Genomic DNA, 12959 nt, shown 5'->3' with positions numbered 1-12959 from the left:
AAGAACTTTGCTAAAGCTTCCTTAGCGCGAAATAAAAACGATATCATCGATGGAAGGGTGATTCGCGAATTTTGTAAATGCATGCAACCCCGAGTGTATGTAACTACTTCTGAGGCTCAAAAGCAATTAAAAGGATTAATGATATTATTAGATATGCTTAAAGGCCAATTGGTACAACTAAATAACCAATTACATAGCTTACATGAAGGCATGGCAACCAACTTGTTAATTAAATGGATTAAAAATCTAGAAAAAGAAGTCAGTTTAGTGGAACAAAAGATGACTGCATTAATTAATGAGGAGCCCATGTTAAACAGGAACATGAGGTTAATAACGAGCATTAAAGGCATTGGAAAACTCACAGCCTTTCGTGTGCTAGCACTCATGCCTGATGTCAGCTCCTTTCAAACCGCCAAACAATTCGCTGCGTACATTGGAATCACTCCGAAGCAACACCAATCAGGGAAATTGTTTGGAAAAACAACTATTTCGAGATTAGGTGATAGTCGTCTCAGGAAAGCTCTTTATATGGCCGCATTAGTGGCTAAAAGACATAACAAAGGACTAGCTGCCTTCGTTACCAGACTTCAGAACAATGGAAAAACTCCTAAAACTATTGTTTGTGCTGTAATGCGCAAATTAGCTCATATCATCTTTGGAGTTCTAAAAAGTAAACTGCCTTTTAATGAAAATTTATCTTGCATTTAAAGACAGTATCTACTTTTGATTTTCTTCTTAGCCTGACGGCTATGGGCTTGTCTCCAAACCGCGTAGACCAGACTATTTGTTCTATTTTTACTCTACAGCTAGCATTCCAATAAAATTTATTATACAATATGTGTAATGTTTGGGCGAATAATTTGGAGTAAACTATGTCCTCAAAATCTAATCGTAAAAAGGTTGCATTTGATAAAGCTAAAGCCTCTCTTGAAAATACTATTTCAAATTTAAAAAAATGCGACTCCTATGATCGATTACAAACGATTCTTAAAACAATAGATAAAGCGAAAAAAATCACCCAAAGTCCCTACAGACTTGTTGGTTTATCTGAATACCATACATCAGAACTCAATAGATTGAAAACGACTATTGATTCTTTGGTTAAAGAAAAGTCTTTAGCATTTCCCAAGCCAGTTCAGCCTGTTCAGACAGTTGAAGTCATTGTAAATGAACAAGTATCTGCGCCAGTAAGTCAAGTAAAAGATTCTCCTCCTGTAATTGAGTCTTCGGAACATACCGACAGCATTCCAGTTGAGGAGACTAAAAAGTCGTCAGTTCAACCCAAAGTGAGAAGAAATAAAGAGCGTGATCCTGTCAGAATGAATGAATTAAGTAATGTTCTAATCCAGTTGGAACATTTAAGAGATAAAATTGAAGAGCTGTATAAGAAATCTCAACAATATGAACTTAATAGGAAAGATGATAAAGCAGAACTCTATCATAATACAGCTACAGCGGGTAGAAAAGTATTAGAAGAAATTGCAACAATATGCAGCGCTTATGCTGAAAAGAAAATTGACCTGGATACATTTAAACAACAATCAACAGATTATCTGAAGAATGATAATCAATACGTTACCCAGTTGAAAACTCATCGTGGATGTAAAGATATAATTGCCAATTTACTGTTAGCACTTACTGGTGTAGGCCTCTTGGCTATTGCGGCAGTGTCTGTTTACAGTGGTCGTTTGACGATGTTTAATCTAACCAATACAGATTCTGGAAATAAAGTAGATGCGTTAACAGATTCACTTGAGAACGTAAAATCATCTGTATCTCCCAAGTAATTCTCTCTTGATGAAATGCTCTGGTGACTTTAAGTGTCAGAGCAGTTTTTATGTATTCACGTTAGGGGCTGTTGATCATTTCGATTTCGACGTCCCGCAACTGGAGCCTGAAAGAACCTCACTTTTTATATGTCAATCATCCATTGAGTAAACACAATCAGGTGCTAATTTGATGCATGGATTCCCGCCTTCGCGGGAATGACGTAAATTTTACTCATATATGCTTAATATCGACCTATTGAGTAATTCAATGGCAGGAGCACTCAGCGCCTTCACGAGGATGATGATCTTTTAAAATCTGTAAGTTAAGATTAATTAAAGTGTATTTTTAAAAGGTGAGGAATTATCTGAACTGATTGACGAAACTGTGAGTACAAATTGATGAATTGTCAGCACACCCTAATGTCCGTGGTGAATAGGTAAAGTAAACCAGTTCTATCAATGATTAAAAAAATGACCCAATCGTTTCGCCGATGCACGTACTTCAAGATTTTCAATTTTATTATTCTCTGCTGCCGGCTTGAACAATCGCTGCTGCGATGGATTATAGTTAAAAATTTTAAGGTTCTGATCCACTGACTGCAGAGTATCTTTTAATTGATATTGTAAGTTGGCCTTGTTCTGGGGTTGTTGGGTGAGGCTATGGTTTAAGGCCAATCCATGTTGAAGTGCTTGATAGAAGCGGGATACCGGGCCTTGCAGGGCGGCGATGTGATCATAAATTATTCCTGGTTGGGGAGCACCTTCAATGTCTTCCAGAGCCAGTTTTAACTCTTCCATTTTCGATACAAAGGTTTTTTGTTTGTCGATTACTTTGATCATGACATCGATTAATTTTAGATTTTTTGAACGTTCTAATGATTTCTTCTTATCAAGAATTTGGTTTAGATGGTTGTGAGCAATAATTCGGAGTAATGAGTCAACCAAGTGATTCAGCATGGATAATACATGCTGCAAATCATCACTTCCTAAAGCAAAAGCCAGGCGCTCTCTGTTTAACAGGTCAGAATGTTGCGGTTCAATTCCGAGTAATTGCAGGAGATACTGTTGCAAACCTGATAATTGGTATAAGGCTTTTTGTGTATCCAGCCTGTATTGTAATACCAGTTGCATGGTACGAACAACGTCCGGATCATTCAGGGGATGGTCACTGGTTTGATTCCATCCGCGTTTAAATTCTTCCAGAAGTTGATTGGATTCATTTAAATCCTTTTCAGCCTGATTAATCAGATTTTTTTGGTCAGTTATAATCATTTTAAGAAATCTGAAGAATGAATAATATTATGATAACATGAATTAATAGTTTTGCGGATTCTGGGTTTTATGTATTATGCTAACACCTTCTAATTAATATCATCGACTATGGAACAAATAAGCGCTCAAATTGTTTTTGATCAGGATGAAGCCAAATTTCAGTGCTCCGGTGCATGGTCTGTCTTGGCTCTTGATGGTTTGACTAAAAAATTTAAAGTCAGTGAACTTCCTAAATCACAAAAAGTCGTTATTAATGGCGAATCAATAAGCAATTTTGATAGTGCAGGGGCTTTGGCCCTGATGAAATGTGTTGATGAACTTAAAGAAAGAGATAATCAGATTGAATTGACTAATTTTTCTGAGGCTCAAAATCAACTTCTTCAATTGGTCGAATCCAAACGAGAAAGTCTTACCTATCAAATCCCCCCGCAACCTCAAGAAGGTGTGCTTTATCAAATAGGTAAAGAGGCTGAAAATAAATTATTTCAGGTAGATGGTTTAATTATTTTAATAGGTGATTTAAGTACCAAAATGTTTGAAGCGCTGGGGAATTGGCGACGGTTTCAGCTACCCAGTATTATCTCCAATATCGATTCAGCCGGTGTTAAAGCCTTGCCCATTGTTGCTTTGCTTTCTTTTTTGATTGGAGTAGTTCTCGCTTATCAAATGGGATTACAGTTAGCCACCTATGGCGCAAATATTTTTATTGCTTATTTGTCTGGTATGGCAATTTTTCGTGAATTTGCCTCTTTAATTACCGCTATTATTGTTGCCGGTAGAACCAGTTCAGCATTTACTGCCCAGATAGGCAGTATGAAAATTAATGAAGAAGTTGATGCCTTGTTGACTATGGGGCTTTCTCCGACTGAATTATTAGTGGTTCCCAAGGTTATTGGCTTACTCATTGTTTTTCCATTATTAATTTTTTGGTCTGATATTTTTAGCATCTTTGGGGCAATGATTATGTCCAAACATATGCTGGGAATTGGTTTTGACGACTTTTTGGTCCGTTTAAAGAATGATGTTGGACTGTCTCAGTTAATGTTAGGTTTATATAAAGCCCCTGTCTTTGCTCTATTAATTGCTTTAGTAGGTTGCTTTCAAGGATTTAAGGTAGAAGCAAGTGCTGACAGCATAGGGAGTCAGACTACCAAAAGCGTGGTTCAGGCATTATTCTTGATTATTATCGCAGATGCTGCGTTTTCAGTTATTTATAGCTGGATGGGGCTCTAGATGAGTGAGCCTGTTATTGAAATCAAGGGGTTGAAAAATTTTCTAGGTGGCCAATGGGTGCACACTGATGTTAACCTGACAGTAGAAAAAGGTGAAATACTTGCGATAATTGGCGGATCAGGAAGCGGTAAGACAACCATATTGAGAAGTTTGTTGATGTTATTGAAACCGACTGCTGGTAGTATTAAAGTATTCGGTGAGGACGTCTTGAATCTTAATCCCCAAGACGCTTTCCTGTTGCGTCGACGATGGGGGATGCTGTTCCAGCATAGTGCTTTATTTTCAGCTATGACTGTTTTGGAAAATGTGATGTTTCCGATGAGGGAATTTACAAATCTTGATTCGGAATTTATTGAAGAACTGGCACGATTGAAAATATCTTTAGTTGGGTTGCCCAATGAGGCTGCGGGTAAATTGCCTTCAGAGTTGAGTGGCGGAATGCAAAGAAGAGCCGCAGCGGCACGAGCGATTGCCATGGATCCTGAGTTGTTGTTTCTTGATGAACCGACTACCGGATTGGATCCACGTGGTGCCAGGTTATTTGATGATCTGGTAGTTTTTTTAAGAGATTCGTTGAATTTAACTATTGTCATGATCAGTCATGATATAGAATCTTTGAAAAGAACTACCGACAGAGTAGCATTTGTTGGGGATGGGAAAATTCTCAGCGTGGAACCAATTAAAGAATTAATGAAGAATAAAAACCCGTTGATTGCTGATTATTTCAGCAAATTTTAAGATACATACTGGATACAGTATCAACAAAGAGGACAGGTTACTTGGAATCAAAAACCAATTACACCATAGTCGGTCTCACCGTACTTATTTTGATGGCTGGGCTTTTGTCTACGGCATTGTGGCTGTCTGTTGGCTTTAATCAGAAAGTATATACCTTTTATACAGTCTATCTTCATGAATCGGTTTCGGGACTAAGTGAGGAATCACCTGTTAAGTACAACGGGGTACAGGTTGGTTTTGTGAAGAAAATTAAATTAAACATAGATGATCCTCGTCAAGTCGAATTAACCTTGAGTATAGAAAAAGGGATACCCATAACGACCAGTACCTCTGCTACATTAATTTCACAAGGGATAACTGGGGTAACTTTCATTGGATTATCTGCGGGTTCTTCTGATTTGACACCCCTTCAAAAAATGCCCGGTGAACCTTATCCTGTTATTCCTGCAAAACCATCATTATTTAATCAATTAGATACCATATTGAAGGAAGTCTCTGAAAATGTGAGCAAAGTCAGTGACCAGGCACAGCGTATCTTTAATGAAGAAAATGCTGCTTATATACGAAACACTTTGTCTAATATAGACAAATTTTCTGAAGTTATGGCATCAAACAGTAAAAATATCGACAACAGTCTCAAAAGTGCTGATGTATTTTTAGCGAATATGGCTCTAGTAAGTAAAGATTTTCCAAAGATACTTAAAGAGTTAAAAGTTGGCGTTAAGAAGTTTAATACTATGGCTGACGACATCAGTATTGCAGGTAAGAGCGTGTCCAAGACCATGGATGCAGGTAAGATTACTGTGGATAAAATTTCTCAGCAGACAATTCCACCTGCAGTTCTGTTATTACGTCGATTGAATACTATATCGGCAAATCTTGAGAAGGTAAGTAATGAAATGCGACAAAATCCATCGGTAGTACTCCGTGGAACCAAACCACCTAAACCCGGACCTGGAGAGTAACCATGAGAATTCTCAGTATTTTTATTTTGAGTCTCGGGCTTATGAGTTGTTCTCCAGTGAAAACTCCAGTAACCAGCGAATACCAGTTGAGTGCATTCAGTTCCAAGCAATGGGTTGCAAAGCCTCATCATGTATCCATATTAGTAACTGCTCCGGAAGCAGTTGCCGGGTATCAGACTGAAGAGATGCTTTATGTTAAAAAACCGTATCAACTGGAAGCCTTTGTAAAAAATGCCTGGACATCCCCTCCGGCAGACATGTTATTTCCATTGTTGGTCCAAAGCTTGCAAAAAACAGGTTACTTCTATGCGGTAACTTCCAGTCCTTACAGTGAAGAAGCGGATTATCGTCTGGATACACAACTGTTAACTCTGGATCAGAATTTCCTGAAAAAACCAAGTATCCTTGAATTTGCTGTTAAAGTGGTATTAACACGAACTTCGGATAATAAAGTAATAGGTTCTCAAATTGTTAGTGAACAAATCCCGTGTTTGGCAGATACTCCCTATGCAGGTGTAGTTGCTGCAAATAAAGCTACTCTGCAGTTCACTGCAAGAGCTGTAAATTTTGTTATTTCACGTATAAAAAATGACTCAGTAATAGCCAAAAAATAAAAAGAATTGTACAATGGCTCTCCATGAAAATTGTGTGTGATTTTTAATAATAAAAAGAACTAAAGGAGATTGAGGATGAAAGCCGGAACATTATATAAACTGGGACTGCTTATAGCGGGTGCACTGTTAGTAGCTTCTTGTTCCAAAACGCCAGGCAGTGCCGATGGCGCAGCAATGAGTGATGCTGATGCTTCTGCTCAGGGTTTGGGCCAAATGACCCATTTCGCTGGCCAGGAACCAGGTGAATCATATACTACCCAGGCTCCACATAATCAATTGTATCTGTTCTCATATGATGACAGTACTTTAGCATCTAAATATTTGCCTTCAGTGAATGCTCAGGCTGAATATCTGAAGACCCACTCCGGAGCTCGTGTACTTTTGGCTGGTCATACTGATGAACGTGGCAGCCGTGAATACAACGTGGCTTTAGGTGAACACCGTGCTAATACTGTAGCGGATATTTTATATATGGCTGGTGTCAGCAGACAACAAGTTCGTGTAGTGAGCTACGGTAAAGAGCGACCTGCAAATTATGGACATGATGAAGCATCACACGCTCAAAACAGACGTGTTGAATTTACATATGAGGCTACAAGATGATTAATTGCAAAAAAACCATTATCGCTGCTTGTTTTACAGTAATGCTTCCTCTGACCGGTTGGTCTGAGGCGCCTGTGGTAGATGATAGTGACAATTTTGCAATTATTGATGGACAACAGATGGCTGATGAGCCACCTGTTGTCAATCCCAAATATGATGAACCTCAAATTGAAAATGCTGAACTGGATGGTCCTCATAATCAGCGTTATCAAATAAATGATTCATCATCCGATGATGGTCCTGCATTAGTTAAAGAAGATCAATCCAGTGATTCTAATAATATTAATAACAATGCCAAATTAATTGACAAGATATTGAGCCTCCAACAGGAAGTTCAGGAATTGCGTGGTCAACTGGAAGTTCAAGCGCATGATTTAAAGTTATTACAACAACAACAGGTTGCATTCTATAAAGATTTGGATGCACGTTTAGGTAATGCTGCTGGCAAATCTGTTCAAAATAAACCAGTAACTGATCTTACAGTAGGTTCCAATACACCTGCCGCACAACCTAATATTCCAGCCACAGCTCAAAATAAACCGGTAAAAACTCCAATAACAACCAAACCGGTAGTGGCAGTATCACGAGTTAATCCGGCAGATGAACAAATAAGTTATTTAGCTGCATATGAATTAGTAAAAAATAAGCGTTACGATGACGCCATAGGCGCAATGCAAACCTTCGCACAAAAATATCCCAATGGTGGATATACAGCAAATGCGGAATATTGGCTGGGTGAATTGTACCTGGTAAAAAGAGACTACCCAAAAGCAATAGAACATTTTGAAACCGTACTTCAAAAATTCCCATCATCGAGCAAGTCAGCAGCAAGCATGTTAAAAGCTGGATATGCCTTCGCTGCAAAAGGTGATAATCAGGAAGCAAAACGAAGATTTCAAGAAGTGGTAAAGACCTATCCCGGAACCTCAACTGCTCAATTAGCACAATCCAAATTGGACGCAATTAACGCTCTATGAAACCCTTTAACAATCAATTGAGAATAACGGAAGTATTTCATTCATTACAGGGAGAGTCAGTAACTGTGGGTTTACCTACAGTATTCGTTCGATTAACAGGTTGCCCATTACGATGTCAATATTGTGATACTGCCTATGCATTTAATGGGGGTACAGTTCAAGAAATTGATGAAATTCTTGAGACTATTGCTTCTTTTAATTGCAAGCGTGTCTGTGTTACAGGTGGAGAGCCCCTTGCACAACCGGGTTGTATCTCGCTTTTAGAACGTTTGTGTGATGATCACTATCAGGTATCCATAGAAACCAGCGGGGCTCGCGATATTTCAGAAGTGGATTCACGTGTAATGATTGTGATGGATTTGAAAACCCCTGATTCACTTGAAGTCGACAAAAATTTGTTTGCTAATCTGGAATGTTTAAAACCTTCTGATCAAATTAAATTTGTTTTGTGCAGCCGCAGTGATTATGAATGGGCTTGTGCATTGATAAAGGAACACCGTTTAGCAGAACGTGTTCAATTATTATTCTCACCCAGCTGGAACCAACTTAACCCGACTGATCTGGCTAACTGGATTCTGGAAGATAATGTACCCGTTCGTTTTCAACTACAATTACATAAGATTTTATGGAATGATGCACCAGGTCATTGACCACAAGGAGAAATTTTATGCATTGGCTTGCTCAGGCTCCCTCTAACATCGCTTTGATTAAATATATGGGTAAAAAGGATGGAAATTCAAACCTTCCTGATAATTCTTCTTTATCCTATACCCTAAATCATTTATTGACGACCGTAAAACTGGAAAAAATTCCAACTAAAAAAGACATGTGGGAACCTCTTAATATACCCGGTGCAGCAGAGTTTAAATTATCTGTTGCCAGTCAGAAAAGGTATACAGATCATCTGGCCATGCTCAAAGATCACTTCGGTTATACGGGTGGTTTTTTAATCCAATCCAGTAATAATTTTCCGCATAGCAGTGGATTGGCCAGTTCAGCATCCAGTTTTGCCGCATTGACTAAATGCGCCACTATTGCTCTTAGCGAATTAACAAATAAACCGTTACCATCCATTGATGAACAGGCTCAACTCAGTCGCTTAGGCTCTGGATCTTCATGCCGTTCTTTTTATGCTCCATGGGCATTATGGAAAGAAAATGAGGTAAAGGGCATTGATCTCCCTTATAAAAATCTGATTCATCAAGTCATCGTTGTGAGCAGCGAGGAAAAAAAAGTATCTTCAAGTGAGGCCCATCAACGAGTAAAATCGAGCCCCTTTTATGCTGATAGGAATCATAGAGCTGAAGAGAATCTCAAGTTGCTACTTGATGCCTTTATGAATAAAGATTGGGAGCGTATTTATAAACTCTGTTGGCGTGAATTTCAGGACATGCACAACTTGTTCAGTTCATGTGAACAGCCGTTTTCCTATATTAACTCTCATTGCATGGATATTTTAAAGATCCTTGAGGCGACTTGGAAAAAGGAAGGCGACGGTCCAATTGTAACAATGGATGCGGGGCCTAACATTCATCTACTGTATCGTCCTGATCAAGCAGATCAAGCGCGTCAATTTAAATCACAATATTTGTTGGGTAACTACGATGTTTTATGATTTTGAAACAACCACTTATGGCAAATGGATTCTGGCTGGAGAACATGCAGTAGTTAGAGGACATGAGGCTTTGGTTTTTCCTATTAAAGAAAGACAGCTAAAGCTTCGCTATAGCGCTCAATCATCTTCATTAAGTGCTGATTATGCCGGTAAAAGTGGCCAGGACATGCATTTATTATTTTGGGGTGTACTGGAACAAGGCATGCAGCTTTTGGGGCGGTCTCTGAATCAAATAGGCGGTCATTTTGAATTGGAAAGTAATATTCCAGTTGGAGTCGGTATGGGTGCCTCCGCATCACTTTGTGTCGCCATGAGTCGCTGGTTTTGCGCACAAAATTTAGTCGAAGAAGCTCAATGCAATGAATTTGCCAAAGAATTGGAACATCTTTTTCATGGAAAAAGCAGTGGACTCGATATAGCAGGAGTCTCTGCTGAAGAGGGCGTCTATTTTAAAAGCGGTGTGTGTAGTCCAATCAAACAAATCATTAAACCATTATGGTTTTTGTCTTCATGCAATCAAATCGGAATTACTTCCCACTGCATTCAACAGGTTCAAAATCTTTGGGAGAAAAATCCTTTATTGGCTCAAAAAATTGATATGCAAATGGTTGAGGCTGTTCAACAATCGCGAGTTGCTCTTGAAGCTGGCGGTGTCGATGCCATAGAGCGTTTGGCCAAGGCAATGAATAAAGCTGCAGACTGTTTTTTCCAATGGGGGCTGGTCAGTGAAAGTTTACAACAACATATGAATACTCTGTTTGATGAAGGAGCCATTGCTGTGAAGCCAACAGGTTCCGGTGGAGGCGGATTTGTTTTAAGCCTCTGGAATAAACAGCCAGCTGAATATCAGGATTATATTGCTGTTTAACTTAAATCCGATTTATCTTAATAATTACTTAATGAATAATTATTATAATGAATCACACTATTAATTTCCTTGATTGAATTATGCCTCGTAACACTTATCCTGAAACAATCACCTATTTCGGCCAATTAATTCGATCACGATTGTCAATGAAATCCGATTTTAAAATTGAACGAAAAGCCATGCGGACTCTTTCATTTGATGAGCCTGATAATTTTTATTTAAGTCCAGAACAGCAAGAATTACATGCTCTGAAGTATTCTGAGGAACTGCACAACTTTGTAACATCCGCTGGTAGTATCGTTATAGATAATCAATATAATTTTATCTTGACTTGCGAACAAAATCCCAGGCTAATTGTTAGTGAATCAATGCATCATTCGGCTATGGCAAATGGCAAAAAGGTACTGGCTTCCGGAAGTTTGATATTTAAGGACGGTTATTTGATTAAAATGACAAATCATAGCGGCCATTATTGCCCCAAGGATGATGAGATGCTCGATGTTATTAAAGCACTTCATACTGCCTCTAATGGGACATTATATGAGTACTATAGCTATTGTACTCCAGAGCCTTTGCTCTATTCTGTCAAAGAGCTGATTCATGCGGATCGCTTTGAGCAGCTCACACCTATAGCCACGGATGAGATAATTCATCCTGAAACGGGTAAGCGAGAGAAATGTGGGTATGATTTTAAAATGGGAAACGGTGCATTGGGTTCAAGAAATCGTTTTGGCGCTGGTTTAAAGCCAGAGCGGATTAGTGTGTTTGAACACATCATCAAAAGCAGATTCACTCTTTTTGAATCTACTGAACAACCATCCAGTTCTAGTGAATCTTCTGTCCAGCAACCCTTTAAGGCATAAGGTATATACAAAATGATATGCTGGATCTATTTTAGTGGTTCAAACCGGGGAATTATTGATAAGAAAGGCTGCTTTAATTAACTTCATGGTCTAATCAACAAACTGATAATAAATCTCATACTCTTTAATCATACCTAGTTCATATCGAGCCTGTTCTTCAAGAGCCTGATCACCGCCTTTTAACTCTTTAATGTCCGCTTCCAGCGCTCTGTTGCGGGCAGCCAGTTTTTTATTTTCACGCTGATGATCTTCCAGTTTTTTTTCGAGGTTAATCCATTGAATTACATTTCCATCACCTAGCCAAAGCTTATGTTGTAAAACAACTAAAGCAATAATCAGGATAATGAATATAGGGCGCATGGTATTTGCCTATTAATGTATCTAATTAATATTGTATTCCCTTATTACGGCAGGGGGCAATATCTGGCAGAAGTAAATATGTATTTTATTTGTTTATTATATGTAAAATGGCCACCCCATTAATATAAATACAAGAAAGGATGGGTACTATTTTAGTAAAATGATGGGGTTACGATAGATTTTTTAATTAAGCCAATAAGTTTGGGATTTATCATCTCGGAGGATCAGAGAGATCTCATGAAAGTGGTGCGTTGCCTGTTTTGGGAGATCCTTCACTACGTTCAGGATGACGAACATCAACCGTCATCCCGAATGCAATGAGGGATCTCCTGAAGGTGGCTCGGTGCCTGTTTCGGGAGATCCTTCACTACGTTCAGGATGACGAACATCAGCCGTTATCCCGAATGCAATGAGGGATCTCCTGAAGGTGGTTCGGTGCCTGTTTTGGGAGATCCTTCACTCTATTCAGGATGACGAACATCAGCCGTCATCCCGAATGCAATGAGGGATCTTTTGGATGTGGTGCGGTGCTTTTTTGGGGAGATCCTTCACTCTGTTCAGGATGACGAACATCAGCCGTCATCCCGAATGCAATGAGGGATCTCCTGAAGGTGGAGCGGTGCCTGTTTTGGGAGATCCTTCACTCTGTTCAGGATGACGAAAAGCAACCGTCATACCGAATGCAATGAGGGATCTCCTGAAGGTGGTGCGGTGCCTATTTTGGGAGATCCTTCACTACGTTCAGGATGACGAACATCAACCGTCATCCCGAATGCAATGAGGGATCTCCCAAATGTGGTGCGGTGCCTGTTTTGGGAGATCCTTCACTCTATTCAGGATGACGAACATCAGCCGTCATCCCGAATGCAATGAGGGATCTCCTGAAGGTGGTTCGGTGCCTGTTTTGGGAGATCCTCCACTCTATTCAGGATGACGAACATCAGCCGTCATCCCGAATGCAATGAGGGATCTCCTGAATGTGGTGCGGTACCTTTGTTGGGAGATCCTTCACTACGTTCAGGATGACGAACATCAGCCGTCATCCCGAATGCAATGAGGGATCTCCTGAAGGTGGCTCGGTG

General features: G+C 39.4%; 14 protein-coding genes. 12 read left to right on the top strand and 2 right to left on the bottom strand.

Annotated elements, in window-relative coordinates; translation table 11 throughout:
• Both Lqua_RS13530 and Lqua_RS13525 read left to right on the top strand, forming a co-directional pair.
• Positions 1–708, top strand: a 708-nt coding sequence (locus tag Lqua_RS13530) for an IS110 family RNA-guided transposase (protein ID WP_193787189.1), incomplete at its 5' end; no start/stop codon positions are given.
• Between the two features lie 164 nt (positions 709–872).
• Positions 873–1787, top strand: a complete 915-nt coding sequence (locus Lqua_RS13525) for a hypothetical protein (protein ID WP_058474816.1) — start codon at positions 873–875, stop codon at positions 1785–1787.
• A 438-nt stretch (positions 1788–2225) separates the two neighbouring features.
• On the opposite strand, the gene Lqua_RS13520 is transcribed toward Lqua_RS13525, so the two are convergent.
• Positions 2226–3041 (bottom strand): hypothetical protein, encoded by an 816-nt coding sequence (locus tag Lqua_RS13520; RefSeq protein ID WP_058474815.1) that lies wholly within the window; start codon positions 3039–3041, stop codon positions 2226–2228.
• A 108-nt stretch (positions 3042–3149) separates the two neighbouring features.
• On the opposite strand from Lqua_RS13520, the gene Lqua_RS13515 reads away from it, so the two are divergent.
• From Lqua_RS13515 to Lqua_RS13470, 10 genes are all read left to right on the top strand, one after another.
• Positions 3150–4274 carry an MlaE family ABC transporter permease gene (locus Lqua_RS13515; RefSeq protein ID WP_058474814.1) on the top strand — a complete coding sequence of 375 codons (1125 nt, stop codon included), beginning with the start codon at positions 3150–3152 and terminating at the stop codon, positions 4272–4274.
• On the top strand, positions 4275–5012 hold the full coding sequence (locus Lqua_RS13510; protein ID WP_058474813.1) for an ABC transporter ATP-binding protein: 738 nt from the start codon (positions 4275–4277) through the stop codon (positions 5010–5012). It abuts the gene before it with no gap.
• A 41-nt stretch (positions 5013–5053) separates the two neighbouring features.
• Positions 5054–5977, top strand: a complete 924-nt coding sequence (locus Lqua_RS13505; RefSeq protein WP_115148687.1) for an MlaD family protein — start codon at positions 5054–5056, stop codon at positions 5975–5977.
• 2 nt (positions 5978–5979) lie between these two features.
• Positions 5980–6591, top strand: coding sequence for an ABC-type transport auxiliary lipoprotein family protein (locus tag Lqua_RS13500; protein WP_058474812.1), 612 nt, complete (start codon positions 5980–5982; stop codon positions 6589–6591).
• A gap of 75 nt (positions 6592–6666) precedes the next feature.
• The gene (gene pal / locus Lqua_RS13495) at positions 6667–7194 is read left to right on the top strand and encodes a peptidoglycan-associated lipoprotein Pal (RefSeq protein ID WP_058474811.1); all 528 of its coding nucleotides are present in this window, start codon (positions 6667–6669) and stop codon (positions 7192–7194) included.
• On the top strand, positions 7191–8171 hold the full coding sequence (gene ybgF, locus Lqua_RS13490) for a tol-pal system protein YbgF (RefSeq protein WP_058474810.1): 981 nt from the start codon (positions 7191–7193) through the stop codon (positions 8169–8171). The genes pal and ybgF overlap by 4 nt, the downstream gene beginning before the upstream one ends.
• On the top strand, positions 8168–8821 hold the full coding sequence (queE, locus tag Lqua_RS13485) for a 7-carboxy-7-deazaguanine synthase QueE (RefSeq protein ID WP_058474809.1): 654 nt from the start codon (positions 8168–8170) through the stop codon (positions 8819–8821). The genes ybgF and queE overlap by 4 nt, the downstream gene beginning before the upstream one ends.
• A gap of 17 nt (positions 8822–8838) precedes the next feature.
• Positions 8839–9786 carry a GHMP family kinase ATP-binding protein gene (locus Lqua_RS13480; RefSeq protein WP_058474808.1) on the top strand — a complete coding sequence of 316 codons (948 nt, stop codon included), beginning with the start codon at positions 8839–8841 and terminating at the stop codon, positions 9784–9786.
• On the top strand, positions 9776–10654 hold the full coding sequence (locus Lqua_RS13475; protein WP_058474807.1) for a mevalonate kinase family protein: 879 nt from the start codon (positions 9776–9778) through the stop codon (positions 10652–10654). The genes Lqua_RS13480 and Lqua_RS13475 overlap by 11 nt, the downstream gene beginning before the upstream one ends.
• Positions 10655–10734: 80 nt before the next feature.
• The gene (locus Lqua_RS13470) at positions 10735–11517 is read left to right on the top strand and encodes a hypothetical protein (protein ID WP_058474806.1); all 783 of its coding nucleotides are present in this window, start codon (positions 10735–10737) and stop codon (positions 11515–11517) included.
• Positions 11518–11607: 90 nt separating this feature from the next.
• Here the strand turns inward: Lqua_RS13470 and ftsB are convergent, their stop codons facing one another.
• Entirely contained in the window at positions 11608–11877 is a 270-nt protein-coding gene (ftsB, locus tag Lqua_RS13465; RefSeq protein WP_058474805.1) for a cell division protein FtsB, read from the bottom strand.
• Positions 11878–12959 lie beyond the last annotated feature (1082 nt).

It is taken from the genome of Legionella quateirensis (assembly GCF_001467955.1).
GTDB classification, from domain to species: Bacteria; Pseudomonadota; Gammaproteobacteria; order Legionellales; family Legionellaceae; genus Legionella; species Legionella quateirensis.
The sequence above is the reverse complement of the archived record's forward strand: the minus strand, read 5'-3'. Positions and strand labels throughout refer to the sequence as shown.

What these genes read in the sequence shown, in the direction of transcription:
- Lqua_RS13525 (WP_058474816.1), top strand. Translation starts at nt 873, where the DNA reads ATGTCCTCAAAATCTAATCGTAAAAAGGTTGCATTTGATAAAGCTAAA.
- Lqua_RS13520 (WP_058474815.1), bottom strand. Translation starts at nt 3,041, where the DNA reads ATGATTATAACTGACCAAAAAAATCTGATTAATCAGGCTGAAAAGGAT.
- Lqua_RS13515 (WP_058474814.1), top strand. Translation starts at nt 3,150, where the DNA reads ATGGAACAAATAAGCGCTCAAATTGTTTTTGATCAGGATGAAGCCAAA.
- Lqua_RS13510 (WP_058474813.1), top strand. Translation starts at nt 4,275, where the DNA reads ATGAGTGAGCCTGTTATTGAAATCAAGGGGTTGAAAAATTTTCTAGGT.
- Lqua_RS13500 (WP_058474812.1), top strand. Translation starts at nt 5,980, where the DNA reads ATGAGAATTCTCAGTATTTTTATTTTGAGTCTCGGGCTTATGAGTTGT.
- pal (WP_058474811.1), top strand. Translation starts at nt 6,667, where the DNA reads ATGAAAGCCGGAACATTATATAAACTGGGACTGCTTATAGCGGGTGCA.
- ybgF (WP_058474810.1), top strand. Translation starts at nt 7,191, where the DNA reads ATGATTAATTGCAAAAAAACCATTATCGCTGCTTGTTTTACAGTAATG.
- queE (WP_058474809.1), top strand. Translation starts at nt 8,168, where the DNA reads ATGAAACCCTTTAACAATCAATTGAGAATAACGGAAGTATTTCATTCA.
- Lqua_RS13480 (WP_058474808.1), top strand. Translation starts at nt 8,839, where the DNA reads ATGCATTGGCTTGCTCAGGCTCCCTCTAACATCGCTTTGATTAAATAT.
- Lqua_RS13475 (WP_058474807.1), top strand. Translation starts at nt 9,776, where the DNA reads ATGTTTTATGATTTTGAAACAACCACTTATGGCAAATGGATTCTGGCT.
- Lqua_RS13470 (WP_058474806.1), top strand. Translation starts at nt 10,735, where the DNA reads ATGCCTCGTAACACTTATCCTGAAACAATCACCTATTTCGGCCAATTA.
- ftsB (WP_058474805.1), bottom strand. Translation starts at nt 11,877, where the DNA reads ATGCGCCCTATATTCATTATCCTGATTATTGCTTTAGTTGTTTTACAA.